Raw genomic sequence first — 25,888 nt, forward strand, 5'->3', positions numbered from 1 at the left:
CGCGGCAGAATGTGGCCATGAACACGGCCACCCCCTGCCCGCCCCCGCTGCCTGCCATCGCCAGCTGCTTGTGGAATGGCCACCCGTATCGGGTGACGACTGCCGAGCTGGGGGCTTACGTGGATGCCCACCTTCCCGCACTGCTGTGGGACTTCGACATCCACACCGAGCGTATCGACCCTGACGGCATCGTGCTGGACGAAGACGATCTTCCGCCCGATGCGCTGCACCTTCGTGTGCATGACTGCCCGGCTTTCAGCAGCGGCCCGGGCGCAGTGGCGCACTGGAACGACATCGCCGGCATGCAGATCAGGTTCGCCAGCAAGGACGAACCCGAAGTACTGCTCTACACCGGCGAGCACCTTGCCCTCGACAACGGCGGCTTTGCGCTGAGTGAACGCGACGGCCAGTTATGGATAGCGCTCAATGGCCATTGCGATGGCATGCATGGCCCGGCCAGGATCGAAGTGCTCGCGCCGTTGACGTTCACCACCATTGCCTGCGGGCGCCGCGATCAGGCCCAGGCCCGCGAACACATCGCAACCGTGGTTGACCCCGACCACTACGCATTTGAATGTGACGAGTACGGTGTTGCACGCTTCCGCCCGATTCACAGGCGCTGATCGTCAGGCTCACGGGTACTTTCCAGCACCGACAAAGCCGGCACCGGCAGCCGATCCAAGGGACTGAGTACAGCACCGGCACCGCGCCCCAATACATGTGTGTAGATCTGTGTCGTGGCGATGTCCTTATGGCCCAGCAGTTCCTGCAGCGTACGGATGTCGCAGCCCGCGTCCAGCAGATGGGTGGCAAAACAGTGCCGCAGGGTATGGCAGCTCGCCGGCTGCAGGATTGCCACCTGCAAGCGCGCCTGCTTGATCGCCCGCTGCAGCACTTCCTCACTGAGATGATGGCGGCCACGCCGCCCCGTGCGTGGGTCGCGGGACATCCTGTGCGACGGGAACAGGTACTGCCAGCCCGGTTGTACGTCAGCTGATGGGTACTTCCTTGCCAAGGCATTCGGCAGATGGACCCGTCCCCCGCCTGCAGCAAGATCACGTTGATGCTGAAACAACACCTGCTCGCGCTGCTGCAGCAAGCGATCACGCAGCGACACTGGCAACGGAACACGCCTATCCTTGTTGCCCTTGCCGGCACGCACGCAGATTTCACTGCGCGCAAAGTCCACATCCTTGACCCGCAAGCGAAGGCATTCCATCAGTCGCATGCCCGTGCCATACAGCAGACGCGCCATCAGTGCGGTGACACCTTCCGGGATTGCCGACAACAGCCGGGCAACATCCTCCACAGGCAGAACGACGGGCAAACGTTTGGGGCGCTTCGCACGCACAACGTCCTGCAACCATGGCAGTTCCAATCGCAGCACCTCGCGATAGAGGAACAACAACGCCGCCAACGCCTGGTTCTGGGTGGCTGGCGCTACCTTGCCTTCCGTCGCCAGCCGGCTGAGGAATGCCGCAACCTCATCACCGCCCATCTCGCGGGGATGGCGCTTTCCGTTGGCCAGGATGAACCGCCTGATCCACCCCAGATAGGCCTGCTCGGTACGGATGCTGTAGTGCCGCAAACGGATCTGTGCCCTGACACTCTCCAGCAATCGCGGCGGCTGCGCCGGTGTTACACCGCTTGGAACAGGGTCATAACGCATAGGGCCGCTCCCAAGCGGTAGTTTCCGGGAAGCATGCAGTGCGGCCTTGGCTGCACCTATCGGCTAAATCCATGATTCGACGTGGGAATTTCTTAATTTGAAAGCGGCAAGAAAACAGGGATACTCTGCTCTACACCGCTGTTAGGCGGTCCAATACGAGTTAGGTGCATAACACAGATGGCCGCATACTCAAAAGACATATCTCCCGTTGGCTGGTATGTGGGCTCTTACCTACTTCGTTTCATTGAGCTCGACTCCAGCGGCAATGACGACCCTGAGGGGAAGTTTCTTGTCTGGGAGAACACTGTCATTGTGAGAGCCGGCAACCTGGAGGAGGCTTATGCCAAACTCGTTGCTATCGCAAACTCGGGAACCGATTCATATAAGGGCGGTACCGAGGGAGTGCCAGTTCAATGGGTCTTTGAGGGAGTGACCGAGCTCCTGCCTATCTATGAGCCGCTAGAGGATGGCGCCGAAATCATGTGGGCGGAGCATGAGGCCGTCAGACTCAGCGAGCTGAGGCAACGAGCAAAGTCACTGAGTGAGATCAAGGAGCACCTAGATGGCGAGCGCACCTAACAATTCATTCAAGCCGACTGCCACTTGGTGGCAGCGGCTTAACTCAGAGCGTTAGGCGGCGGTGTGTTGGGTTGGCTGGCCCTTCTCGTTTCGGCAGCAACATCGGCAAGTCACCGGTCGGCTTCGGGGAGCAGCACCAACTGTTCTCGGCATCGGCAAGCTCATCATTTCGCCTTACGCTTCACTGCCCCACCGCAATTATTTCATCGCACTTCGGCGGCTACGCGCGGCAGGGTTTCCCAGGCAGGCTCCGCCCCGCAAGCTGTGGCATGATCGGCTCACGTTGGGTTGCACAAGCAAGGCAGCATTGGCCCGGGGAGCGGCAAGTGGCCACAGCCGCCTAACAATTCATTCAAGCCGAACCCGCTTCGCGGGTCGGCTTAACTCAGGCGTTAGCGCTCAATGACAGATCCCAACAACTGCTATGCCTACTTCGCGGTGTACGACGACGACCTTGACCCTTCGGTTGTGTCTGCTGAGCTTGGCACCACTCCGACACGCGCTTGGCGCAAGGGAGACCGAGACTCTCGGCACCGGGAACGGCGGACGGGTAAATGGTCGCTTTATTCCAGGGTCGAGCGTACCGCAGCTTTGGAGGAACACCTGGAGGACGTTCTTCTTCAAATGGACGCCAACTCAAGCGCCTTTGCCGCCGTCAGCCATCGCTTAGGCGGCACCATGCAACTAGTTGGCAACTTCAATGATATTGGTGCGGGACTCTGCGTTTCAACGACTATCGTTTCCCGGCTCGCCTTCTACGGCTTGCGACTAGATCTCGACACTTACTACCTGTATTCGGACAGTCGCGAGTGCACGGGTTGAGCGCTAACAATTCATTCAAGCCGACGCCGCTGCGCGGCGCGGCTTAATTCCAGAGTTAGCAGTCATGACAGATCGAAGTTGGCCTAGCCAAGTGCGGGAAGCGCTAGGCCATGATGTCAAGTTGTTCCCCGACCTCTACATCGACATCTATGCTTCGACCTGGCTTGCCAGCCACGTGCGCCTGGTGGAGTTGGCACCCTCTCAGCCAACAACAGATTTGGCCTTGCTGCTTTTTGTTGCGTCGCGAAGAATCGGAAGCTGTAAGACATGGCAGGAGTGGATTGCGGCGACTGCTTCTAGCCCCATGAATCGTATTGAGCTTCAAGCACTTGTTGATCATGCGATCTCTGACATTGCAGAAGCCAATGACACGAACACCACTCTTGAGCAGGCGCTACGCAGCCTCAGTACGCAATCTGCGGATCGTATCTGCTCATTGTCAGGGAACCCTTACGAGTACGGGCCTACTTATCAGGCCTACTGGTGGCGGGCTAGCACGTTCTTCTACCTCGAGGTTCACAATGAGTCGTAGAACAGCTGACTGCTAACAATTCATTCAAGCCGAACCGGCTTCGCCGGTCGGCTTAACTCAGGCGTTAGGCGGCGATGCGTTGGGTTGGCTGGCCCTTCTTCTGTCGGCAGCAACATCGGCAAGTCACCGGTCGGCTCCGGGTAACAGTTCCAACTGCTCCTGGCAGCGGCAAGCTCGCCACTTCGCCTTACGCTTCACTGCCCCGGCGCAATCATTCCATCGCACTTCGGCGGCAGCGCTCGACAAGGATTCCCGGGCAAGCTCCATCCCCCAGCCTGTGGCATGATCGGCTCACATTCGGTTGTACAAGCAAGGCAGCATTGGCCCAGGATCGGTAAGTGGCCACAGCCGCCTAACAGTTCATTCAAGCCGACGCCGCTACGCGGCGCGGCTTAATTCCAGAGTTAGGCGCTAGGAGGGGTAATGAGCTACGACCTGATGGTCTTTGACCCAGATGCAGCCCCAAAAGATCGTGAATCTTTTGTGGCCTGGTACGACAAGCAGACGGAGTGGTCAGAGGATCACAGCTACAACGATCCAGTGGTGAGCACACCTTCGCTGCAAGCTTGGTTCCGAGAGATGATTCAGTTCTTCCCGCCTATGAGCGGCCCTCACGCAGTGGACTCAGATGCATCTGAGGTCACGGATCACTCCGTCGGAAAGACCGTTATCTATTCAGCATTTGCTTGGTCAGTTGCAGAACAGGCATATAACAAGATGCGAGAGCTCGCCATCAAGCATCGCGTTGGATTCTTTGACGTAAGCTCAGATGACGGTGAAATTATTTTCCCGTTAACGCCATGAGGGCAATCGGCTTGGCGCCTAACAGTTCATTCAAGCCGAAGCCGCTTCGCGGCTCGGCTTAATTCAGGTGTTAGGCGGCAGTGGGTTGGGTTGGCTGGCCCCTCTTCTTTCGGCAGCAACATCGGCAAGTCACTGGTCGGCTCCGGGTAACAGTCCCAACTGTGCCTGGCAGCGGCAAGCCCGCCACTTCGCCTTACGCTTCACCGCCCCACCGCAACCATTTCATCGCACTTCGGCGGCTACGCGCGGCAGGGTTTCCCAGGCAAGCTCCACCCTGCAAGCTGTGGCATGATCGGCTAGCGTTGAGTTGCACAAGCAGGGCAGCATTGGCCCAGAGTCGGTAACTGGCCACAGCCGCCTAACAGTTCATTCAAGCCGAACTCGCTTCGCGAGTCGGCTTAATCTCAGAGTTAGGCGCCGTGAGATCCATCCACTACCTAGTTATCGCAACCCTCGCTCTATTATTCGGATCGCTCTCGGCTTCTGCCGAAGGCCCAGAAAAAGCTGAGACCGTTTCCATCGTCCAGCTCCTCGCAAATCCCGAAAAGTACGAGGGCAAACTAATCAGCGCACGCGGATTTGTACGCCTCGAGTTCGAGGGGAATGCCATATACCTGCACAAGGAAGACTATGAGCAGAGCCTCTACTCAAACGGACTCTGGCTCAACGCCAAAGACTGCAAACGCGTCGACGGCCAAGAATTCGACACTGGCTACGCTTGGGTCACAGCACACTTCACGGCAAGGCACCACGGCCACATGGGGCTGTGGCCTGGTGCACTTGAGGATGTTCGAGACTGCAGTGAGTGGCCGCCTTACCGGGCTGGCACCTAACAGTTCATTCAAGCCGAACCCGCTTCGCGGGTCGGCTTAATTCCGGAGTTAGGCAGCAGTGGGTTGGGTTAGCTGGCCCCTCTTCCTTCGGCCGCAACATCGGCAAGTCACCGGTCGGCTCCGGGTAGCAGCACCAACTGTTCTTGGTATCGGCAAGCTCGCCATTTCGCCATACGCTTCACTGCCCCACCGCAATCATTTCATCGCACTTCGGCGGCTACGCGCGGCAAAGTTCCCCAGGCAAGCTCCACCCCGCGAGCTGTGGCATCATCGGTTCGCATTGGGTTGCACAAGCAAGGCAGCATTGGCCCGGGGAGCGGTAAGGGCCACAGCCGCCTAACAGTTCATTCAAGCCGACGCCGCTATGCGGCGCGGCTTAATTCCGGAGTTAGGCGGCAGTGGGTTGGGTTAGCTGGCCCCTCTTCCTTCGGCCGCAACATCGGCAAGTCACCGGTCGGCTCCGGGTAGCAGCACCAACTGTTCTTGGTATCGGCAAGCTCGCCATTTCGCCATACGCTTCACTGCCCCACCGCAATCATTTCATCGCACTTCGGCGGCTACGCGCGGCAAGGTTTCCCAGGCAGGCTCCACCCTGCAAGCTGTGGCATGATCGGCTCACGTTGGGTTGTACAAGCAAGGCAGCATTGGCCCGGGGAGCGGTAAGTGGCCACCGCCGCCTAACAGTTCATTCAAGCCGACGCCGCTGCGCGGCGCGGCTTAATTCCAGAGTTAGGCCTCATAAGGAGAGTTCATGGAAATCATTGGATTCGCAATCGTCCTTCTCATTTGCATGGGTATCGCCAAGGCTATCAACGCCATGCGCGGCCGGCTTACTATAAATGGTGCCGCCATTTTTCTCGCACTGGCAGCAGCCTTTACTGCTTGGAACATCTACATGGCATGGCATTCCGATCTTTCGTCGTATCAGGTTGGTTACGCTTTTGGCCGCAATCTCGCCCCCGTCATTCTTGTATCTACCATTGCTACCTACTTCTTTTTTAAATTCCGCTCTGCCAAAGCACATGAGCTGTACGTCAAGAAGCTACGAGAGCAACGAGCTGCTGGTGAGGCCTAACAGTTCATTCAAGCCGAACCCGCTCCGCGGGTCGGCTTAATTCCGGAGTTAGGCGCGATGACCACTGCTACGCAGAGAGAAATGCGGAAGTCCGACCTAGCCGTTCTGGCAGCACTTGTAGCACTCGCCATCGCAGGAATCTTATTTAGGGATGCAATTGGGCTGATTGGATTCCTTGTTCTTCTAGTCGCCGCGCTGATACAACTAGTACGAGTCCTTTTCTTCATGGGAAGCCGAAAGAAACTTAAGGATTTATGGGAGGCGCTTCGAGATGCAATCTGGGGACTTTGAGTTCACAAGCAGCATGGCTTTCGCGCCTAACAGTTCATTCAAGCCTACGCCGCTTCGCGGCGCGGCTTAGTTCCAGAGTTAGGCATGACAAGAGTCCTTCCGATCGCCGTTGTCCTGAGTCTTGCACTCACCGCCTGCGGGAGCCAGGCGGGCATTCCCCTCGATCATGGGTGGGCGCCACCTGGCGCTTGTGTGTTTGTGGGCAACCGGGCCGACAAGCATTACTGCGCTACAACATCTACGCAGCTACTCTCCAATCCCGATGTATATGACGGCCAATTGATACAAGTTGCCGGCATCGTCGTGGCTTCATCCGATGGAGGTGATGCCTACTTGTTTCTCACTCGTGAAGCATTCGATGGAGGAGAACCTTACGGCACAGTCAATTTGAAAGGTCCGGACGCGCTTGCTCTAGCGAGGTTTGCTCATCAGTCGAACTCCATTCATACACCTGTCCAAGCTCGGGTTTCTGGCAGGTTTCGTCTTTACGGTCTGGCGCCTGATGGCTCGAGAGTCGCCCAAGGTGGGAACGATACTTTTCGCTTTGGAGCTATCGATGAAATCGAATGGCGACCCTAGAGAGGAAGGAAAACAGGTGGGTAGAGTCGGATCTTTCCATCCATTCTCAGCATGGCATCTGATCAATCATGCCTAACCGTTCATTCAAGCCGAACCCGCTTCGCGGGTCGGCTTAACTCAGGCGTTAGAGCTCATGGACACATCGTCGTTAGCCAAGAATCTTCTCCCCCAACCTGACCTTTCTTTTGGCATAGGTGGCATAGGGTTCTTCTCACTTGCCGCGCTAACCGAAGAACAGAACGGGTACGAAGGGCCTGACTGGAATCAGAGTTGGCTCGTCTTAGCCAGAGAAACCGCATGTGGCGACCCGATCTTCATTGATCAGTCCCAGGCATCATTGCCGGTGTATACCGCCATGCATGGCATGGGCTACTGGGAGACCACCCCAGTCGCGGATTCCTGGCATCAATTCTTGGCCGCCCTCAAGTTCGTTCGTCCTTACACAAGGCGCAGAGAGCATCCCGTTGGGCTGGAGGAGAACCCACTTACGGCGGAGGAACAGCTTGCTCTTAAAGTCGGCTTATCCAACATCCTTGGCTCACCGGTTCCAACTTTCTGGGACTCATTACTGGCGCCGTATGAGCCCTAACAGTTCATTCAAGCCGACCCCGCTGCGCGGGTCGGCTTGATTCCGGAGTTAGGTCGCCAACGATATCAATGCACACGACTCTTGCTTTCTTACCACTCTTATATAGCCCCGCCCTGACTGCCGCGAGGTTCGATCCAGAGCCCTTGGGCATGATTCAGGCCGAGGTTGGTCAAGCTTGCAAAGTAGTACCGATCGAATTCACTCTTTCACTCGCCGGAAACAATGGGCTCAGGATAGAACGATGGAATGCAAGGACATGCAAAGGTCTAGCTACATATGGGGCCTCGTACCGTCGTATGCAGTTCTTTCCCGGCCATGACACTCCGTATGCAATTCGTCGCATCGAGTAGCAGTACGCGGCCTAACAGTTCATTCAAGCCGAACTCGCTTCGCGGCGCGGCTCAATTCCAGAGTAAAGCCCTGCATGAAAGACTCCTGCGAACCTGAGATTACTTTCGCTGCTGCGAGGGCGCTTGCATCCAACAATTGCAATCAGCTCTCAGACGATCACCTGGAAGCAGAGCACTGCTGGATATTCTTTAGCCTCAACCGCGGCGATTGGGCCACTGCCGTATCACGGCACGGCCGCGTAAGCTCGGTGTACGATTTGCGGGATGACCCACAGAAGATGCGGGATTATTTGTCCATGTTTTCTGCGTACTGTTCGGGCAACAGAGAGGTTACGGATGGGTTACTGCAGGACTTCATGCGCAAGTACTATCCCGCCGGGACCTGATCGTTAACCCAAGCCGACGCCGCTTCGCGGCGCGGGTTGTTTCCAGAGCCAAGCGTCGTGTCGAACAATTCACTGATCACCAGAATTGAGTCCGTACTTGCGTCGGTGAGAGCTCGGCAGAGCACCGCGCAATGCCTCGCTCGAGCCATTCGGAACAACGGTCGCACATTGGAACTGATGCCGTACCCTCTCATTCGGGAGCTGGAGGACTTGGCGATGGATCTGGACATTGCGGCCTGGCTCGACGGGGATGGCTTTCTGCCCGATCTGGATTCCATTCTTCCCAGGGTTGATACATGGCTGCGCCAGATCCAACAAGACGCGCCTAACAGTTAATTCGAGCCAAATCCGCTGCGCGGGCCGACTTGATTCCAGATTTGGACACGTATGAAGATTCGCAGTGGTCGGCCCAAGAAATGGAAGATTGCGGCGGCTGAGTCGGCGCTGGCCAATGGAGACGCTGCAACAGCTTTGTCCCATCTCGCGAGGAGTTGTTTTGGTGCGGCGTACGACACCGGGCATCTGGAGCTCCTGGGCCGTGCACTCGCCATGGATGGGCAGACCGAGAATGCAGGACGGTTCTTTTTTGTTTCCGGCGCTAGAAATCCGGAGTATTTGGCTGCGATAGCGCTATTTCTTCATCGTCATCACAATCCAACCAGTCACTATCGACTTTTGTCGCAACTTCCCATGCGCATGCGTTCCATCAGCCATATAGATCACTTCCCATCCGCTGTCTCAAATGAGCTCAGGCTACTCGGATGGCCTGACTGCATCGCAAGGCCAGTGAAAGATGCCTAGCATTTCACTGAGGCCGACATCTCTTCGCGGCCCAGCCCAACTCCGGAGCCAAGCCACTCAACATGCCCATCTATCTCCTCGAATTTTTCTTCGACCCCGGTAGTGGCGCCTGCCTCTGGTCGGGAAATGACGCCACCAAGGATAAGTGGGGGTGCTGTGTCGAAGCGCACCTTCTCCCTTTGCCGGAGAATACATGGCGTTTCGCCCACCACCTGTGCAGTTGGTATGACACAGGCATTGACTGGACCTATCCGCCTGACCCATCGCCATGGGAGGCGGCGGAGCGGGACCGATTCAATGTCGCGGCGCAGCGATTCCTGGAGATGCTGCGCGTTCAACTCGGCCCCGACTTCGAAGTGATTGATCGCTCAGCTACTTCGGCCGCAACCTGACGGCCAATCCAAGTCGACTCCGCTTCGCGGCGGCCCGATTACGGTGTTACAGGCGGTAGATGGTTCGCTCTACACTATTGGTCATTGTTTTCTTTCGCTTCCTTTTTTGGAGCTGACATGCCGCCTGAAGTAAAAAAGCTGCAAGACGCCATAGAGTCCATTCCCGGAATTACCGATGCGAGAATAGGCAAGGCGGATCTTAGTGACATTCCGGAAAGTGATTTCAGCCTTCCTCCCTACGGGGACCTTCCCCTCGGCTCGCTAAGCCGTACCAAAGGCGGATTGGCCAGCGAGCTTGTTGTATCGGCAAATTTCGGTATCACCCGAGACAGCAAAGGCCTCAATGCACTTGAGTTCATCTCGTGGTGGGTACGCGACGCGGCGCGTGGTGGCGAGCCGATGCAGATCAGGAGCCTCGCTCTTCCGCCCATCGGAGATCAGTTTGGTACAACGCTTCGGTTCACCATCGACTACTTCCATGCGGATCCAGAAGAAGATGTCGGCAAACTGCTCTCCAGGATCGGGAAGCTTGCTGATGATCTCAACAGCTCAAAGCATTCATACCCCGATGCAGTTGCCCCCTGAAAGACTATTCAAGCCGACGCCGCCATGCGGCGCGGTGCAGTTCCGGAGCCGGAGTTCACCCTGATGGAAGTTCTTGTTCAGTGCGATTGCTGTGATTACTTCAGCATCCCGGGCGGCCACGACTACGAGATTTGCCCGGTCTGCTTCTGGGAGCAGGATGCCTTTGGCGTTTCAGACCCTGATGCATCTTCGTGCGCAAATCACGGACTCTCACTTCACGAAGGGCGCGAGAACTTCATCGCGTTCGGCGCTTGCGCTGCCAGTTTCACAAACAAGGTTGCTTCTGTATCTGCACGTAGGGCATATCATCATGTGGCGCGCCTCATCCAGCGTTGACAGCCATTCAAGTCGGACCTGCTCCACGAGTGGAGAGTTCACGCCCACTGGCTTAGGATCCCAGCCGCGCCGGCCGCTCCAGTCGCAGCCACTGCGCCGAGAAAATCGGCCGCGGAGTACGCCCCACGGATGAGATCATCCGCCGTCTGGATCGTACGTCCAGCAACGCACTGAGGTCCCTGCTTGGCTTCAGGATCCAGACGCTATTGAGTGACAGCGCCGACATCACGTTCGGCAGCTCCGCCATCGAAGTCATGTCTGTATCAGTACAGCTTGGCCTGAGAAATTTCCTCATCCTTCAAAGCGCCTGGGGAGATACGCCAAAGGAATGGTTGAACTACCATTGTCTCAGCGCACGATTGTCCGAAGCACCGCGGGGCATCACGTACAAATCGAATCCGCAAGCGAACGAGACCAGCTACTGCAGAGACCATCTGGAATTCCATCTCGGTGCAGCGGCCTCGATTGCGAGCATCGATGTCCTGGAAGCCCGCGAGATAGGTGATATGGAGTCGGTCACCTAGGATGCAGGCGTTCTTATCACACGCGTAGATGGCATGAGGCTCTGCGTCGTACGTGCGGAATCCAACATTGGGGCCTTGCGTATTGTCCATGACCCGCGTGAACTCGAGGAAGTGACGGATGGCTTGCGCGTGGGGATACGATTTGCAGCCAACGATTCCGTCAAGCCGACCGTGCTTCATGGCGCGACCTGATCCTGGCCTTTGACTTCCCGCGACCCGCAGGCAAGATGAGCGCGTCACCTGATCATGCACTCAAGCTACGTCCGTTTCGTGGCTCACCCCAACTCTGCCCTCCCCCCGGACCGCGCGAACAAGGCCATGCAGAACTTCACACCGTGGTTCCCGATCGAACACGTTCCGGTCTTTCTGGCAGGCGTATTTGTCGTTCAGCATTTGGCCGGTGCAATGACCCTCATCTGCGATGGCGACTTTGGAGACGGCAAGCTGCTGGTGCTTCGCTTCGAGCGGTTTGAAGCCGTCAGCATCCATGAGGAATTTGCGCATCCGTGGCCTGGTGAGTCTGGAGATCGATTGCTCCCGAAGTCGCCAGGAACGTCGTGGACGTTTCCATTTCTGAAGGTTGAGAATTCACTCTGGGCAGCAAACTCCGTGCAGGCGATCACCTTCGCTGATACCCCGCACCACTACTGCATCATTTCCGGCAGTGATATCGTGGATGTGCTTTCCCTCGAACCGCCGCAGGTGACGTGGACCACCTCTGCGGAGGCAAGCTTCGTCATGGACGCGATTGGGAGGCTCGGCGCAGTTTGAGAGTCGTCCAACCCGGCCAACGCTTCGTGACTGCGGATCGCCCCGGACATCATGCCCCCAAGGAACGGTACTTGAATGGCCATCACGCAGGAACAAGTGCTCGCATTCGCTGTCCATGAGATCCGGCTTCTACTCGCCCATCATCTTGGCTCTGGAGACAGCCAGGATCCGGCGGTCAAAGCCGCTGCCCATCTGTCATATGCGCTGCACAACCAAGCCGCCACGGTCCTGGAAGGCGGCAGGTTTGATCCGCAGCAAGCCACGCGGGCTCTGGCCGCAGTAGATCAGATGCTGGCAAGCAACTTTGAGGCAAGGCTCACTCAGGCTGTACGCGATCAGGCATAACGGTATGCTCTGGTTTACGCCGCTATGCAACCCTGAGTGATTCAGGACTATGCTCGCGCCCATCAATTCACTACACACAGTCGACGTCGCCATCGACTGATCTGCAAACCAAGCGGCTAAGGAAGGTCGTCATGATGTTCATGATTGGACAAGGGGAGCGAATCGTCCCACTGGGCTCTCCAGAGAAGAAGTATTGTCCGGGCTGTGACCAGACAACAGACTTCCAGACGCAACTCAGATACAGGTTCGGCGAGTTTGATCTGCTTTTTGGCTTTGTCTACGCCAAGCGCTACCAGCTTGCCTGCACCCGCTGCAATCACGGCTGGATCCTGGATAGGAAAGCCGTTGAGCGGACGTACGGTAAAGGGCCAATTCCTGCTCGTCTCCGTTTCGGATTCGTGATTCTTCTCGGTGCGGTTGCAGCGCTGGGGGCGGCCGCTTACGTCATCAGGACTTCCGCGTAACCGTTCGTCGGGACCTGCATCCAAGATGTCTCAGGCATGTCCAAGTGCACGCAACATCGTTGGCATCACCAGCAACGCCGCCTGTTGTTGCGCATGTCCTCTATAGAGAGCTCTTTCAACACGTTGCTGCCTCGACCGGCAGCCTGATCAAGGACATCTACCACGATGACAAACAAGCGCGAACTCGGCCTCGGCACCCGCCTCGTTGGCTGGCTTTGGCTGCTCACAGCCCTGGTCATGCTGGCGATACTGCTGAAGGCGGGTTCTGGGTCAAAGCCAATCCAGTGGGTTCATGCCAGCTTTGTCTTTCTAACAGGCGTCGCGGGAATTGCTGCAGGCATCGCTACCGGACGTGGTCGCAGCTGGGGCGCGCGTGTACTGCTGTTCCTTTCCTGGACCGGCGTGATCTATTTCGTCGCTTGGGGTTTGGCTGGGGCGTTCCTCTCTGCCCTATCCCGCCTCCATCCGCTGATCGGCGTTGCTCCCCTGATCCTCATGGGCTTGCCGGCATACCTGTTTGCCGGCTTTGTGGTCACGCTCAGTCTGGGACTGCAGGCGGGGGCGCGGCGTGGCGGACGCTTGTCCAGCCCGGGCTGACGGCTTTTCAGGATGGGTAACCCCTACACTGGATGCTGAAGCACGGCAATTCTGGATGCGTTGCCGACGCCGGTTGATGAGCTTTCTGGCCTGGTTACGGTTGCACGACCAAAGCAGACACAGCTTCGCGTAACAGCACAACTCACTACACAGGCGACGCATCACGGCTACTGGATTGGTGCCGGATATATCTTCAAGCGCTTCCAGGTGGCCAACCGGCCAGATGCCTGACAGTCCTTCCACGTAGAAGCCGTTTCGCGGCTCGGCTCGACTCAGACGTTGGATCACGGAGGCCAGATGGGCAGTACCCACAGATTCATAGCGGATCCCAACGAACCCTCCGAAGTGCTGGGGTGGTTCCGCGCACTAGGGCGAGCCCCTGTGGAGACTCCCTCTGAGCGGGGTGCGATCCTGTCTTTCCCTGACTATGGGCCGACTTCCTATCGCGCGGACGGATCCATTGACCCATTGGCGTCCCCGGTTGTCACCGTCTTTCTCCCCCGGATTAGGCGTGGTCAGCTGTGGACCGTTGGGGAGGTGCACTTTCTGCCGACACCACTCCGACAACGGTTTCCGGAGCTGCACAGGGTGAACTCGGCATTTGGCAAGTGGTTAAGCCGCCTGGAGTGTGTCCATTCAAACAAGAGATCCGACGGTCCCTACAACTACTATCTTGAAGGATCAGTGCGGAACCATGATTCACCTGTGTTCGCATTCGCGTCGGGGATGGCTGCCCTCCGCAATGGCCGCTATTTCATTGCAGATGACGATTCCGACGGCAGGCTCGATGCCCTGTGCAAGGCGCTGCGGCTGCGGGGTGTCGCGTGTTCCGCGGACTGAGAATTCACCCAAGCCAACGCCGCTTCACGGCACGGCACAAACCAGGCGTCAACCATCATGTCCCATCGCCCTGTGCAGATCGTTGATACAAGACCGCCGACACCAGAGCAGATCGAGTTCCTGAACACGGCGGGCATGATCGGCTTCGGAATCACCGCCATTGCGTTCATATGCGTCGTGATAGCTGCTTCGCTGGTTGCGGCCAAAGCAAGATTGCCCGGCCGCTTTGGTGTGCTGTCAAGTATCTTGTTACTGTTCACCTGGTGGATCTTCGAGCAATCGATGGGCGGCAGCCTGGAGATGACGTTTGGTCCGCAAGCGCTTCTGGTTAGCCCTATCGTGTACGCGATATTCTCGACGATCTTCTCGTTCGGATTTGTGCGCATGTGCAGAGTATTCCTGATGCAAGCCCCGGCGCACAGGCACGAAAGCTGACGGTTGGTACAGGCCAACATCACCTCGCAACGCGACTTTATTCAGGTGTCAGAGCAATGAAGCAGGTGTTTGGCAATCTGATGCTCGCGCTTCCGCCACTAGCCAGCTTTGTTGTTTGGCGGACCGGCGCATGGGCATTCGATTACTTTGGATGCCAGGACCTCGGCAAATCCATCGAGCCATGCATTGCATATGGTCACAACATCCAGGGCGTGCTTGGCATTTCGCTTTTCTGGGCTCCACTTCTACTCTTGGTGTCGCTTCCGGTTTGCGGCTGCTTGCTGTTTGAGCGTCTTTTGCGCAGGCTCCACACCAATGGGAGCTAGCTGCTCACGCAACGTGGCCGGACGCACCTCAGGCGTCTATTCCCTTGGGCAACGCTCGAATAGCGCCCGCCTTTTAACGACGGCCTTGCAAGCGGGGTTCATGACACCGTGTTCGATGAATCGACCGCCCGCTATGTTGCGCAAGGGCCTGGCCGAGGCCGCGTTCCTCATCCACAGTGATCGCAGTAGCACACCACGCAGGCACCGGTTCAAACGCGACGTCCTCATTGCAGCAACACCCTGCTGGCCCGTCCAAAGCCAGTTGGCTGACTTGCCGCACACATCAGGTGAAAAACACTCATGACCGCAGAAGTACGCAAGCTCCCCCTTGATATCGCCCATATCGTGCTGGAGACCTTCGACATTGGCCCAGACTCACGCAAGTACCAGCGATGGCGAACGGATGATGGATTCGAAGCGAGTGACCTTGAGTCCGTACTGTCTGAAAGCCCCTTCATATTCGCGGTGGACTGGCGGGGATGGCTGCAGGAAGCCGTCGAGGACATGGCCGTTCAACTCGGTCGCCTGGACCTGGACCTCCACCATGATCTTGGCGAAGACGGGGACGAAGGACAGATATCCGTACTCGGCCGCTCAGCGCGTATCCGGTATAGCATCGAGCAGAGCGATCAGTTCCCGGACGTTGTCGCCGCTGTGAACGATCTGATCTCCACCAAAGCCCACTACCGCATGTTTCGCTCATCCATCGACAGCGATGGATGGTGGTTTGGCGTATTACCAAACAGCAAATGGCATGAACTTGATGTGGCGGCTGCCAGCGCCGTAGAACTGATGTTTGTCCAGGTATCGCCACGCGGCGATTCGATCGGCCCCAACTAGCTTGGTGACCGCGTCTCTCGGTTCAACCCGACGCGTCGGGGCACCGAAACGGCGATGCGTTTCTCGCCGGCTGCCGGCGTCTCGCTTCGCAGATCAAAGCCACTTTCGGACTCCGACCTTGCAGAGGTGCAAGCTGCTGGGATGCCCATTCTGCCGCACGGTTCTACGGACATTGGGCATCTATGCGGGGCTCCCGGAAGAATGGAGAGGTGCTGGGCCCTGTTGGCTTGCACGTCGATCCCATCAAGTGGTGCAAAGAAGCGACCGAACCAGAAACCTTCGCTATCGCTGAGGCTCGTCCGCTTGTCTCATGGATTACTTTCGGTGATCACGAAGATTCCAAGCGTGTAGAGTTTTCCGAGTGGGGTGGAAGGTGATAGTTCGGCGGGCTGCATTCACAGGCCATGATTGGTCAGTTGCGATGGGCCCGTCTTCCAACGAACCCGTCAGCCATGCAGGACGTCGGCCAACCCAGGATTGATAAGCCAGCTGGCGTGATTCAGGATAGCCGCATGACCTACCCCCAGCGTATCGAGCACCATCTGGCAACCCGGTTTGGTTTCGACCAATACCAGGCTTGGCGCCATGCAACAGAGAACCGCACAGAGATCTCAAACAGTATTCGATGTGCATGCTTCTTCTGCTTCGCCGGCTTCGCCCCTGACGCAATCATTCGTTGGATGGACGGCGGCCAGACCGCGTGCTGACCAGCCTGCGGTACCGGCAACACAGTTATCGGCTCTGCCTCCGGATTGCCAATGGATCAGGAGTTTCTTGAGCTTGTCCACGCCCATTGGTTCCAGGCTGCGCCCTGAGCATTCATTCCAGCCGCACCGGCCTGCGGAATAGCGTCACTTGGATATCCCGTCCATGAAAGAGATCACCCAACGATCTGGACGGCAGGCACAGGGTACGGTGACACTGCTGCCAGGTCGCAACCTCCATCTGGCCCAGAATCGAGACAGCGCCTGCCAGCTAGGACACGATGCCGGTACGTCTGACCAGCGAGCTCACAATTCTGGATGCCAACCCGCCCACCCCCAGAAAATCTGATGAACAATCTTTGTTACGCAATCATTGGCGCGGCATGCTTCCTCGAGCAATCGAGTGAAGCCCTGGTCGACCCTGATGCAGCCATTGCTGCATTGGAAGAGATGGCCGCAGCCCTGCAGGCCGCTACGCTTCCAGAGAAAGCTGCATTCATCACCACCTGCCAGTCCGAGGCCATTCGCCTGCGCGCGGCTGGTGCGTTGCACTCCAGTACCTTTGTTGCCGAGCTACCTTCCACCATGGGCCTTTCCATGGTGCCGTGACCATCCTCGCCATGTCTTTCGCGGACGCCTGCAACGGTGACTTCAGGTGCCGCCGACTGCAAAGGCGATTCAGGGGAATCCTCCAATGCGCGATCAACACATGGGTGCGTGTCTATGCGGAGCCAACCAGTTTGAAGTTGAAGGTGCGTTCGAGAGCTTCTATCTATGCCACTGCACGCATTGCCAGAAGGACTCCGGCGCTGCGCACACCGCCAACCTGTTCTCGTCATCGGCAACACTGGTTTGGCGTTCCGGGGAGGGACAGCGGACCACCTACACACTACCCGGAACAAGGCATACCCGATCTTTCTGCGCCGCCTGCGGATCTGCCCTTCCCTATACGCTGGACGGCCTGCTCGTTGTTCCTGCAGGTGCCTTGACGACGGACGTTGATATCGCGCCGAGCGCGCATATCTTCGTCGCCAGCAAGGCCGGATGGGAGCGGAAGCTAGCCGAGACCCCGAGCTTCGATGGCTTCCCGATGTAAGGCTCACCTTGTAATCTGCCGGTCCGATGCTGCGGCACGGCTCAACCCACCTCCAACGCACTACAGTGATCGATGATTTCCGCCGAAGATGCAAGATCCACGGTTCTACGTCGCTGCGAGGACAGCGCGCCAGGGGAACGGTTCGCCATCCAGTCCTGTGATCTTTCCCCACGCGGGGATTACTGGGTGGTGTGCTGCAACAGCGAGGACTATGTCGTCCACGGGATGCTCGATCGTTGTTATGTAGGTGTATCCGCGCACCTGGTCAGCGTGGCGTCCGGCGACGTCGAGACGGTTGGCAGCGCGCAATCCTGGATGGAGTACCTACAGGACAAATACGATCTTTCGACCGCGGCTGGCGCGCACTATGTGATCGAACCGACCTTTGACAGGACGGACAAAGCGGCGCTGATCAACCTCCGGCAAAAGCTGTCCTGCTCGATACCGGACGCAATTGCCATGCTCGCACCTGGGCGACGGCAATGGTTGACCGGCAATCGTCGTCTGCTACAGCGAACGCAGGAGATCCTTCGGGACAAGGGGATCGACACGGTTGTCGTTCTGCACCCAACGCCGCTGGCCGCGGCAACCATCGACGAGCGATCCTGGTACTGGGACGCGGTTGCATCGTTGTTGCGCCCCTGACCGGATGCTTGAACCGGGATCGGCGCCTGGATGCGGCGAAACCGATGCTACGACCAGGTGGAAAACAATGGGCGAGTCATTTGCAGCAGAACTGGAGAAAATCCCCTGGTTCAATGACTGCGGGCAACCCCTCATCGCGCCCCTGCCATTCGACGCAGAACAGGTATCAGGCTGGCCACAGGCGATGGATCTGTGCAGCAGCCAGGCCTGGGAGGATGCGACGATTGATGCAAGGAATCGATTGACGGAGTTCCTGCACAGGCACCATCGCGACGCGTATCAGCGCTGGAATGGAATCGCTGTTTCCGCCAAGGAGTGCGTTGTTTCGCGGTTGTGCGAGACCTCATGGCGCGCTTTCGCTGACAGGATGGGACTCGGCAAGAGCCTGCTGGACGCAGCAAGCTGGGACGTCATTGCTGCGGTGATGGAACATGAGTACCGGAGCTGCAAGGGGCGTCCAGATTTCTTCCTGCAGCTGCTGCAAGTGTACCGGGCGGGGCATTTCCCCTGCGGGTGGCAGGGACGTTGGCCAGGCGGAAGGCTATTGGTGTGGTAGTACGCAAACCTGTCGATCATTGCGGGCGAGGTGGTCGCCGGACAGTCGTGTCGTTGCTTGCGGATTGCCGAGGCGCGATTGCGTCGAACTGACACAGGGTCCATGGGCTGGACGCCGTGCCGCGCATGCGTGAACATGCCCAGCAACCGTCATCCAGCATGGCGGGGGCGGCTGATGGGTCGATCCGGCCCGCAGGTTGATGGTCATCCAGGGGTATTCGTGCAAGGTCCAGGCAAGGAAGTCGGCAATCGGATCATCAAGGTCAATCACGCCGGTGAACATGGCGCGGTGAACATCTACGCCGGCCAGATCTTGATGGCCCGGCTTACCGCGCCGGCGATGCTTGCGCAGCTGGCGGAGTTCCGCTCCCACGAGCAAGGACACCGGGCGATCTTCGCTGCCGAACTCCAGCGACGCGGCGTCGGCCGCTGCCGCAGTTATTGGCTCTGCGGCGCGGGAGGTTTTGCGCTGGGCGTGGTAACCGGCCTGCTGGGTACTGCTGCCATAGCCGCCACCACCGCAGCCGTTGAAGCGGTGGTGCTCAGGCACCTGGAGCAACAGCTGTCCGTGCTTGAGGGCCGGGACCCGTCCGCCATCGCGGTCATTTCGTCCATTGTCGCGGAGGAGCAGCAGCACCATGACCAATCACTTGACCACATCGGGCCTGGCGCCTTCTGGCCCAGGTTGCTCACCCCGATAGTGTCTGTGTCGACCGAAGCCGTCATATGGGCGGGCATGCGATTGTGAGCGGGGCCGCTGCGTTTCGGCGACACGCCCTTACGACGACACGCCACGTTGGGTGCCGACCGCATGATGGATGAGATCCGCGAAGAACTGAACTGCCTCGCCATGGCGTTCTGGTGCGGAGTCGGCAATCCCGATGAGCTGGCACGCTGGGCGGACGCTGTCGTACTGGCTACGGATGAGCTCCATCCTCTCATCTGGGAACTGTATCCACTTCCCGCACCGGAACTGGTCGAGGGTCTCCTGCTGACGATGGCCGCAGACCTCAATGGCTTCCGGCCGGCATCCGTCGAGGCGGAACCTGTTGCTGCGGAGGTTCTACGCCGATCACTGAACGCCTTCACTGCCAGGGACATATCCGTCCAGGCATTGTGCAGATTGGTTGACCGGCTCGATATCCTGTTCAACGTGGAAATGGCCAGCGTCCCACGGCCACAACGGCTGGTCGCCGATGGCCGAGGGTGGCTGGGGGATCTCTATAGCTGCTGTGATTGGTGCGATGACAGCTGGACACACGAGACGTCCGCGCACTTGCACGATGAGGCGGTGCGCCTATCCCGCTTGCTGGGCAGCAAGTAGTTACAGCCTGGCGGGAGGCGCTGTTCGCGTTTGTCCCGCCGGATTCCGTGGAACCGCTATAGCTACAACTGGACACATGGCTGGAACAGATTCTCGCCATCGATCCGATGCGGTTCGAGAACGCATATCAAGGAATGCGACCCAATCCTGCGATGCCAGTCCTGCGCTTGCTGGTGTTGCTACATAGCACGCAGGACCCGTTTGGCCGCGGAAAATTTCTGGAGCTTCTCGGCGAGCCGGGTGATCGCTCAATCATCCCTGTGATATCCGCAGAGCAGGATCATCCCGACCAGCATGTTCGCGAAGGAGCCAGATATGCGCTGTCGGCCTTGGATCAGGAGATAATCTGGCAGCGTTGGTAGGCACCAACGATAGTCAGCCGACAGTGCATTCGGGTCGAACCCGCTGCCCCCCCCGCCCAGCTTCAACAGAAGGAACTCAGGAAGTGATCGCTATCGTCCAACAGTCGTGGTGCTGGACCGGGCTGGATGCTGAGCAGATCGTCGGGGAGAATGACTTCGGCAACCTGATGATCAAGGACCGGAACGGATGCTACTGGCGCCTTTGCCCCGAGGACCTGTACTGCGAGGCTGTCGCCGAAACCCGCGAAGCACTCGATCAACTGTCGCGCGATGCTGAGTTCGTTGAAGACTGGCAGATGCAGGGCCTGGTTGACGAGGCACGGGAACGCCTTGGCGCGTTGCCACCCGACTACAAGTACTGCCTCAAGATTCCCGGTGTGCTTGGCGGCGAGTACGGTGGTGACAATCTCGCCATGATGTCGCTGGCTGAGCTCATTGCCGCCTCCGGCCATCTCGCGCGGGAAATCTCGGGCTTGGAAGATGGCACCCGCCTCAAGATCACTGCTGCTGACTAGCCTTCAACGCATTCGGAGCCAACCGGGAACAGGGGTAGGCTCGGCGCACGACCAGGTGCATGACATGAATCAAAGCGAGTTGGTGTCGAAGCTGATCAGGCCCTTCTGCGAACTGGAAGCCGCGGTTTCGCCGAAAGATGTGGTCATGGCCGCGTTGACGTGGCCCAGCCAGGGCTGGGTGGTGGAAGCGCTGGGCTGGCTCGACCAAGGGGTGTTGATCGATGATGAGATTGCACGCTCCCTTGAATGGGTGGCCGGGAGAAAACACTACCTGCAGAGCACACGGCATAGGGCTTTCGCCTTGGCCAAAAGATGGCGCCGAGCACAAGCATGCGAACAACCCTTCACACCTCACTCCGGGCAGAGCGCTGCCCAGCAGATGCCATGAACAAGCTATCCGCCCGCATGCACAGGTCACGCCATGCACGCGCACCGCATCCCGTACTATTCGTTGATGAAACCCCGTTGCACGAATGGATCAAGGGAGTCGTCTGTGACGCCGGTGGCGTGGACAGCACAGACAGTCTCGTTCCGGCACAAGGGTGGTTGCTGGACGAGGGCGACGGCGAGCATGCATGGAAGCTACTGAGCCCACGAGAAGATCATTCTTCGACGATAGTCCCCATGCTGGTCTGTCCTGACGACATGGACATGAGCTGCACCGTGGCGGTGGTTGAGCAGATGGCTGATGGTCAGAACATCCGCTGGGTGAGGACCGGCCGCGCGCTTGATGTTATCAACGGCATCGTCACCTCCGTGGCATGGACAGCACCAAGCCAGACTGCGGTGTTCAGCAGGGAAGAATTTGGCAACGCGGTCGCTGAGCTCAGAAGACTGACAGATGAGGTTTGGAAGTGAACATGCAGATGCATCGGAAAACCGATCCGGGTCTTCAGCCATGAAAGTGCGCCTGCTGGACCTACCCGACTCGGTCTGTACTACCGAGTCGACTTCCATCACCCGTGTCGTACACGACATGAAGACCTGCACGATCTTCCTCGTATCACACCCCTCCCGGCATCAAATAGAGATTTCCTTCGCGGGGGTGATTGGGGTGAAGATTCTTGATGAACGGGATTTCTCGATGTTCTGGCGCGCCAATATCGAGAAATATGAGGAACTGGATGGGGCGCTGGTTGCCCTGGTGCAATCAGGTGGATGGCGCGAGGAAGGGGAGATATCCGGCTCGTACGTCCCAACAGGTTTCTATGGCGAAGTATTTGAATACTTCGTCAGCGGTGACTATGAGTGCGTCAATGTTCTTTGCACGCAGCCACCAAGCTTTGGTGTGCGGTATGCATAAACATTCAGGCCCGTCACTTGTTTCCCGTGCCGCTCGGCTCCTGCGTCGATTGATATCCCACCGCGCTGACTTGCAGCGACCAGCGCCAGAACCGCAACCAGTGCTCGCTGGCTTGCAATGCGATTCGGCCAATGACCGCGTCAACTGGGTGGCCGCGGCAGTTGCCGACCCGGATGCATTCCGCGACCGCGCATGTATCGCAGCCAACGAACTTGGGCCGACGAGAATCGAGCATCTTGCGACGCTGTTCCATGCGGAGCACTCCCCTCCTGCCGAGTACGCCATGCAGTTCCAAGGACTTGGCGGCTGGATGATGGCCCGGCAGTTGGCCATCTTCGAAATCTTCTACAACTTCGGCGGCGACGCCATTCCCCTCCTGCAACGCGTTGCATACGGCGAGTACGACTGGACACAAGGGAATGCAATCGAGATCCTGTGCCGCCTGGCTGCTGACGGCATGCAAGCTGAGCAGATAGTTGCCGGGCTTGCCGCGCACCTGCCGGCACTGCGCGAGGAAGCGCACTACTATGCGCTGGGCCCACTACTGAGCTACGCGCAGTCAAACCAGGCGTTGATGGAGGTGTTGTCGCAACTCCTCAGCGTCCCGGAGTTCAAGCAAAGTCATGATCATCTGGTTTCCTCGCAGAGCGCGGGCTTATGAGCCCTGCGCCGCAGGCCGCTCTCCCTCTGCGCGGCCGGCGGCGTGGGCCGCGGCGATCATCATGCGGTCACGATACGCGCGCCTCGATCGACCCTTCCATGTTCCCGCAATCGCACTCATGAGAAGCCCGCATATCCTTTCCTTCGTGTTGTTTGGAACTGCACTCTGCCTTTACATCGCTTCGTCGACGATGAGCAGCCTGGTACTTGGCGGCGTTGCAATCTGTATCGAAGCAATTGCATGGGTCGCCTCGTGGAAGGACAGGGGCACCCATGCTGCCAATCTGCGCAGCCCAGCACCCTCCCACCCAAGCCGGTCCATGACCGCACATCCATCGATCCAGGAGACTCAGCATGAAGCGCGTAACCGGCATTGGTGGCATCTTCTTCAAGTCGAGCGATCCCAAGGCGCTTTCCGCCTGGTACCGCCAGCACCTCGGCCTGGAGGTAAGCGATTGGGGCGGCGCGGTCTTTCAATGGGGCGGTGCCGATAGCCCGGCAGGTGCCACGCTCTGGAGTCCGTTTGCAGCCGATACCCACTACATGGCGCCATCCAGCGCGTCTTTCATGATCAACTTCCGGGTCGACGATCTGGACGCCCTTCTGCTCGCCCTGCGCGCGGAAGGCTGTGACGTCGTGGGTGAGCCGCAGCACTCCGAGCAGGGCAAGTTCGGCTGGGTAATGGACCCGGAAGGCAACAAGGTCGAGCTGTGGGAGCCGCCCGCGGGTCAGTAGGATTCACGCAACACCCCTTCCACACCTGACTCGCCAGCGGATCGCGACGTGCAACTTGCGATCCGCCCCATTCGGGACGTCAGCTTTTTGCGCAACCGTCCTGCATCGTCACTGGACGGCATCCAGTGCTGGTGTACGCTGGAACACCTGTTATGCCCGGCATCGCAGCGGCGAGCAATCGCAGCACGCTTACATGCCGCACCGGCGCCACCTCATGCCCAGTTGTAACAAGGTGATCCACCGAAACTCTCGTATTCTCTCGCCTCCAAAACAGCGGCGCGCTCGGCGACGTGTTCGCGTCGGCAAGCGATAGCCGGCAACGCAACGTCTGCTCGCTGCGCTGCATCAGGTAGTCGCTTCAATCTGGCAGACCACAGGAGAGTTCCATGCATGACGGGCACCGCTCCCGAAAAACCGGGTGCGCTGACTTTTGCCATCTCGATACGCGACAGAAGTGCGAAGCGGCAGTACGACGATATGAACTGACGTTGCTGCAGCTGATTCCCGAAGAGCTCGGCGGCAGCTGCGATGCCGACAATCTGGTGTTTGTGCCGCTATGGGTTGCGGACCAGAAACACAGGATAGACACCACTACCGTGTTGCCGATGATGCGCCTCGGAAAGCTCAACCGTTACTCGGCCAGGCCCATCTATCGCGGAAGGAGCTTTGTTCCCGCCGAAATCGCAATCCATGCACATGATCCAGCCGGCTTCGCCACCACCATAGAGATCTGGTAACCACACCCGCACAGGCACGTGCGGCATCAGCACTACAACTACGACAGACAAGGATGTAAGCATGGGTTGGGACATCAGCTATCACCCGATAGCGCACGACGAGGTTCGTTCGATCTACTTTGCTGGCCTGGAAGACCCACTTTTCCATCGTTCATTGGCGCAGCGCTTCGGCGTTGATGCCTTCTACACCGAGCAGCTACGTCTGCGGTTCGACGAAGCGCGCAAGATCGACCATGGCGTTTCATTTGCCAGGGGCCATGCCTACTACGTTGCGGTCATCCTTGGCTTCCTGCGGCAACACCATTACATCCGCGGCGGTGCATTCTCCTTCCTGTTGAAGGATGGGTTGATGGCCGGCTACGCGGGTGACTGGAAGCAGCTGGTTCCCGATCAATTTCAGCCTATGCATTTCGACAATCAGCTGACCCAGAACTACTGCGGCGGTGTCTATCTGCCACATGAAAACCTGAAGCGGCTGCGCGGCGACTATCACCGCGACCCACGGGTGCGCGCGCGGATGGACGATGTGTTCTCACACGGACGGCTGCGCATCTTCTGGCAGGCCCTGGATGCGGCCATCAGTGCCGGCATGGGCCTGGTCGAAGCGGCGGAGGTGGTTGAACCCAGTCCATTCAACCTCAAGGAGAGCCGCAGCATGTCCAACCTTTACAACTGTCATCCCGACGGCGCCCTGCTGTATGCCGAGGCCGCTGCACAGCAACTTGGCGAAGCCATTCGGGAGAATCGCGACAGGTTGCCCGTCAAGGAACCCGGCCTGCTGTCGCGGCTGTTGGGCAGATAGCTTCCGCGCGGTGACGCTCTCGACAAGGATGTGGGAGTGTCACCGCACCTGAAGGACAGGCGTCCACGCCCATGCTGCCGGCGCTATCACCGGCGACCGCACTCATCCCAGCTGGCGCCACTGCCCGGGCTGAAGCTCATCCAGGGCATACGGCCCCATCACTGCCCGCACCAGTCGCAGCGTCGGCAGGCCAACCGCAGCCGTCATGCGCCGGACCTGACGGTTGCGACCTTCGCGCAAGGTGATTGCCAACCAGCTGTCCGGCACGGTCTTGCGGAAGCGCACGGGTGGGTCGCGCTCCCATAGCGGCGGGGCGGTGGCCAGCTGTTCAACCCGCGCCGGCAGGGTCGGCCCATCGTTGAGCTGCACGCCATCACGCAGCGCCTGCAGCTTTTCATCCGTAGGGGTACCTTCGACCTGCACCCAATAGGTCTTGGCTTGTTTGTGCCGCGGGTCAGTCAGCCGATGGGCAAGATTGCCATCATCGGTGAGCAGCAACAGGCCTTCGCTGTCGTAGTCCAGACGACCGGCCGCGTACACGTTCGGAGGCAGCCCAAAGCCTGCGAGCGTGGCACGCGGCGGCTGGCTGCGGTCAGTGAACTGGCACAGCACGTTGAACGGTTTATTGAAGGCGATGAGCATTGCGACAGGTTTCTGCGAGGGGACTGGAGAGTTGCCACGCGCC

General features: G+C 58.6%; 37 protein-coding genes. 35 read left to right on the forward strand and 2 right to left on the reverse strand.

The window, feature by feature from the left end:
• Positions 1-17: 17 nt before the first annotated feature.
• Entirely contained in the window at positions 18-623 is a 606-nt protein-coding gene (locus RT131_RS12780; RefSeq protein ID WP_313173185.1) for a hypothetical protein, read from the forward strand.
• Here the strand turns inward: RT131_RS12780 and RT131_RS12785 are convergent.
• Positions 611-1,669: an integron integrase gene (locus RT131_RS12785; RefSeq protein ID WP_313173186.1), complete on the reverse strand. Its 1,059-nt coding sequence runs from the start codon at positions 1,667-1,669 to the stop codon at positions 611-613. The genes RT131_RS12780 and RT131_RS12785 overlap by 13 nt on opposite strands.
• 177 nt (positions 1,670-1,846) lie before the next feature.
• On the opposite strand from RT131_RS12785, the gene RT131_RS12790 reads away from it, so the two are divergent.
• The 34 genes from RT131_RS12790 (at position 1,847) to RT131_RS12955 (ending at position 25,203) form a co-directional block, all read left to right on the forward strand.
• Positions 1,847-2,248: a DUF4288 domain-containing protein gene (locus RT131_RS12790; RefSeq protein ID WP_313173187.1), complete on the forward strand. Its 402-nt coding sequence runs from the start codon at positions 1,847-1,849 to the stop codon at positions 2,246-2,248.
• Positions 2,249-2,650: 402 nt separating this feature from the next.
• Positions 2,651-3,070, forward strand: a complete 420-nt coding sequence (locus tag RT131_RS12795) for a DUF4279 domain-containing protein (RefSeq protein ID WP_313173188.1) — start codon at positions 2,651-2,653, stop codon at positions 3,068-3,070.
• 121 nt (positions 3,071-3,191) lie between these two features.
• A complete protein-coding gene (locus RT131_RS12800; protein ID WP_313173189.1) occupies positions 3,192-3,602 on the forward strand; it encodes a hypothetical protein in 411 nt (136 codons plus the stop codon).
• Between the two features lie 423 nt (positions 3,603-4,025).
• Positions 4,026-4,406: a hypothetical protein gene (locus RT131_RS12805; protein ID WP_313173190.1), complete on the forward strand. Its 381-nt coding sequence runs from the start codon at positions 4,026-4,028 to the stop codon at positions 4,404-4,406.
• Positions 4,407-4,825: 419 nt separating this feature from the next.
• Complete coding sequence (locus tag RT131_RS12810; protein ID WP_313173191.1) at positions 4,826-5,239, forward strand: hypothetical protein; 414 nt, start codon at positions 4,826-4,828, stop codon at positions 5,237-5,239.
• 751 nt (positions 5,240-5,990) lie between these two features.
• Positions 5,991-6,314 carry a hypothetical protein gene (locus tag RT131_RS12815; protein WP_313173192.1) on the forward strand — a complete coding sequence of 108 codons (324 nt, stop codon included), beginning with the start codon at positions 5,991-5,993 and terminating at the stop codon, positions 6,312-6,314.
• Positions 6,315-7,317: 1,003 nt separating this feature from the next.
• Complete coding sequence (locus RT131_RS12820) at positions 7,318-7,773, forward strand: hypothetical protein (protein ID WP_313173193.1); 456 nt, start codon at positions 7,318-7,320, stop codon at positions 7,771-7,773.
• Between the two features lie 1,123 nt (positions 7,774-8,896).
• Positions 8,897-9,310, forward strand: coding sequence for a hypothetical protein (locus RT131_RS12825; protein ID WP_313173194.1), 414 nt, complete (start codon positions 8,897-8,899; stop codon positions 9,308-9,310).
• Between the two features lie 62 nt (positions 9,311-9,372).
• A complete protein-coding gene (locus tag RT131_RS12830; protein WP_313173195.1) occupies positions 9,373-9,702 on the forward strand; it encodes a hypothetical protein in 330 nt (109 codons plus the stop codon).
• Positions 9,703-9,819: 117 nt separating this feature from the next.
• Positions 9,820-10,287 (forward strand): hypothetical protein, encoded by a 468-nt coding sequence (locus RT131_RS12835; RefSeq protein ID WP_313173196.1) that lies wholly within the window; start codon positions 9,820-9,822, stop codon positions 10,285-10,287.
• Positions 10,288-10,350: 63 nt separating this feature from the next.
• A complete protein-coding gene (locus tag RT131_RS12840; protein WP_313173197.1) occupies positions 10,351-10,623 on the forward strand; it encodes a CPCC family cysteine-rich protein in 273 nt (90 codons plus the stop codon).
• A 206-nt stretch (positions 10,624-10,829) separates the two neighbouring features.
• Complete coding sequence (locus RT131_RS12845; RefSeq protein ID WP_313173198.1) at positions 10,830-11,147, forward strand: hypothetical protein; 318 nt, start codon at positions 10,830-10,832, stop codon at positions 11,145-11,147.
• Between the two features lie 318 nt (positions 11,148-11,465).
• Positions 11,466-11,918: a hypothetical protein gene (locus tag RT131_RS12850; RefSeq protein ID WP_313173199.1), complete on the forward strand. Its 453-nt coding sequence runs from the start codon at positions 11,466-11,468 to the stop codon at positions 11,916-11,918.
• A 75-nt stretch (positions 11,919-11,993) separates the two neighbouring features.
• Positions 11,994-12,263 (forward strand): hypothetical protein, encoded by a 270-nt coding sequence (locus tag RT131_RS12855; RefSeq protein WP_313173200.1) that lies wholly within the window; start codon positions 11,994-11,996, stop codon positions 12,261-12,263.
• 131 nt (positions 12,264-12,394) lie between these two features.
• Positions 12,395-12,727 carry a hypothetical protein gene (locus RT131_RS12860; RefSeq protein ID WP_313173201.1) on the forward strand — a complete coding sequence of 111 codons (333 nt, stop codon included), beginning with the start codon at positions 12,395-12,397 and terminating at the stop codon, positions 12,725-12,727.
• Between the two features lie 165 nt (positions 12,728-12,892).
• Positions 12,893-13,324, forward strand: coding sequence for a hypothetical protein (locus RT131_RS12865; RefSeq protein ID WP_313173202.1), 432 nt, complete (start codon positions 12,893-12,895; stop codon positions 13,322-13,324).
• Between the two features lie 897 nt (positions 13,325-14,221).
• On the forward strand, positions 14,222-14,599 hold the full coding sequence (locus RT131_RS12870; protein ID WP_313173203.1) for a hypothetical protein: 378 nt from the start codon (positions 14,222-14,224) through the stop codon (positions 14,597-14,599).
• Positions 14,600-14,655: 56 nt separating this feature from the next.
• On the forward strand, positions 14,656-14,925 hold the full coding sequence (locus RT131_RS12875; protein WP_313173204.1) for a hypothetical protein: 270 nt from the start codon (positions 14,656-14,658) through the stop codon (positions 14,923-14,925).
• A gap of 300 nt (positions 14,926-15,225) precedes the next feature.
• On the forward strand, positions 15,226-15,765 hold the full coding sequence (locus tag RT131_RS12880; RefSeq protein ID WP_313173205.1) for a hypothetical protein: 540 nt from the start codon (positions 15,226-15,228) through the stop codon (positions 15,763-15,765).
• A gap of 512 nt (positions 15,766-16,277) precedes the next feature.
• Entirely contained in the window at positions 16,278-16,472 is a 195-nt protein-coding gene (locus RT131_RS12885; RefSeq protein WP_313173206.1) for a hypothetical protein, read from the forward strand.
• Between the two features lie 345 nt (positions 16,473-16,817).
• Complete coding sequence (locus RT131_RS12890) at positions 16,818-17,078, forward strand: hypothetical protein (RefSeq protein WP_313173207.1); 261 nt, start codon at positions 16,818-16,820, stop codon at positions 17,076-17,078.
• 85 nt (positions 17,079-17,163) lie between these two features.
• The gene (locus RT131_RS12895) at positions 17,164-17,565 is read left to right on the forward strand and encodes a GFA family protein (protein ID WP_313173208.1); all 402 of its coding nucleotides are present in this window, start codon (positions 17,164-17,166) and stop codon (positions 17,563-17,565) included.
• 72 nt (positions 17,566-17,637) lie between these two features.
• Positions 17,638-18,210 carry a hypothetical protein gene (locus RT131_RS12900; protein ID WP_313173209.1) on the forward strand — a complete coding sequence of 191 codons (573 nt, stop codon included), beginning with the start codon at positions 17,638-17,640 and terminating at the stop codon, positions 18,208-18,210.
• Positions 18,211-18,277: 67 nt separating this feature from the next.
• Entirely contained in the window at positions 18,278-18,766 is a 489-nt protein-coding gene (locus RT131_RS12905) for a hypothetical protein (protein ID WP_313173210.1), read from the forward strand.
• 102 nt (positions 18,767-18,868) lie between these two features.
• On the forward strand, positions 18,869-19,513 hold the full coding sequence (locus tag RT131_RS12910) for a demethoxyubiquinone hydroxylase family protein (protein ID WP_313173211.1): 645 nt from the start codon (positions 18,869-18,871) through the stop codon (positions 19,511-19,513).
• 63 nt (positions 19,514-19,576) lie between these two features.
• Positions 19,577-20,089, forward strand: coding sequence for a hypothetical protein (locus tag RT131_RS12915; protein WP_313173212.1), 513 nt, complete (start codon positions 19,577-19,579; stop codon positions 20,087-20,089).
• 445 nt (positions 20,090-20,534) lie between these two features.
• Positions 20,535-20,966, forward strand: a complete 432-nt coding sequence (locus RT131_RS12920; RefSeq protein ID WP_313173213.1) for a T6SS immunity protein Tdi1 domain-containing protein — start codon at positions 20,535-20,537, stop codon at positions 20,964-20,966.
• Positions 20,967-21,030: 64 nt separating this feature from the next.
• A complete protein-coding gene (locus tag RT131_RS12925) occupies positions 21,031-21,354 on the forward strand; it encodes a hypothetical protein (RefSeq protein WP_313173214.1) in 324 nt (107 codons plus the stop codon).
• Positions 21,351-21,824, forward strand: a complete 474-nt coding sequence (locus RT131_RS12930) for a hypothetical protein (RefSeq protein WP_313173215.1) — start codon at positions 21,351-21,353, stop codon at positions 21,822-21,824. The genes RT131_RS12925 and RT131_RS12930 overlap by 4 nt, the downstream gene beginning before the upstream one ends.
• A 40-nt stretch (positions 21,825-21,864) precedes the next feature.
• The gene (locus tag RT131_RS12935) at positions 21,865-22,269 is read left to right on the forward strand and encodes a hypothetical protein (protein ID WP_313173216.1); all 405 of its coding nucleotides are present in this window, start codon (positions 21,865-21,867) and stop codon (positions 22,267-22,269) included.
• Positions 22,223-22,930 carry a hypothetical protein gene (locus RT131_RS12940; protein WP_313173217.1) on the forward strand — a complete coding sequence of 236 codons (708 nt, stop codon included), beginning with the start codon at positions 22,223-22,225 and terminating at the stop codon, positions 22,928-22,930. The genes RT131_RS12935 and RT131_RS12940 overlap by 47 nt, the downstream gene beginning before the upstream one ends.
• Before the next feature lie 353 nt (positions 22,931-23,283).
• The gene (locus RT131_RS12945; protein WP_313173218.1) at positions 23,284-23,664 is read left to right on the forward strand and encodes a VOC family protein; all 381 of its coding nucleotides are present in this window, start codon (positions 23,284-23,286) and stop codon (positions 23,662-23,664) included.
• 386 nt (positions 23,665-24,050) lie between these two features.
• Positions 24,051-24,401, forward strand: a complete 351-nt coding sequence (locus tag RT131_RS12950; protein ID WP_313173219.1) for a hypothetical protein — start codon at positions 24,051-24,053, stop codon at positions 24,399-24,401.
• 61 nt (positions 24,402-24,462) lie between these two features.
• On the forward strand, positions 24,463-25,203 hold the full coding sequence (locus RT131_RS12955) for a hypothetical protein (protein WP_313173220.1): 741 nt from the start codon (positions 24,463-24,465) through the stop codon (positions 25,201-25,203).
• 102 nt (positions 25,204-25,305) lie between these two features.
• Here RT131_RS12955 and RT131_RS12960 read toward each other — a convergent pair whose 3' ends face one another.
• A complete protein-coding gene (locus tag RT131_RS12960; RefSeq protein WP_313173221.1) occupies positions 25,306-25,845 on the reverse strand; it encodes a pseudouridine synthase in 540 nt (179 codons plus the stop codon).
• Positions 25,846-25,888 lie beyond the last annotated feature (43 nt).

It is taken from the genome of Stenotrophomonas sp. (assembly GCF_032066555.1).
GTDB lineage: Bacteria > Pseudomonadota > Gammaproteobacteria > Xanthomonadales > Xanthomonadaceae > Stenotrophomonas.